Consider the following 376-nt stretch of genomic DNA (forward strand, 5'->3'; position numbering starts at 1 on the left):
GGTGTCCACGGGTGCGTAGTCGGTGGGCACGGTGACGGTGAAGCTGCTGCCCTGGCCGGGCGTGCTGACCACCGAAATCGTCCCGCCGAGCAGCCGCGCCAGCTCGCGCGAGATCGACAGGCCCAGGCCCGTGCCGCCATAGCGCCGGTTGATCGACCCGTCGGCCTGGCGGAACGCTTCGAAAATCGCCTGTTGCTGATCGGCCGAGATGCCGATGCCGGTGTCGACGACGGTAAACGCGATGCGGCCGTCGGCGACCGGGGCGAGCCGGAGCGTGACGCTGCCCTGTTCGGTGAACTTGAACGCGTTGGACAACAGGTTCTTGAGCACCTGTTCCAGCCGCTGGCGATCGGTGACGATCGACGCCGGCATATCG

At 67.6% G+C, this 376-nt stretch carries 1 protein-coding gene; it reads right to left on the reverse strand.

The window, feature by feature from the left end; all coding sequences use genetic code 11:
• The coding region (locus AX709_RS15880; protein ID WP_231727552.1) for an ATP-binding protein at nt 1-376 on the reverse strand (376 nt) is incomplete at both ends.

The organism is Sphingomonas sp. CCH15-F11 (genome assembly GCF_001557005.1).
Taxonomy (GTDB): domain Bacteria; phylum Pseudomonadota; class Alphaproteobacteria; order Sphingomonadales; family Sphingomonadaceae; genus Sphingomonas.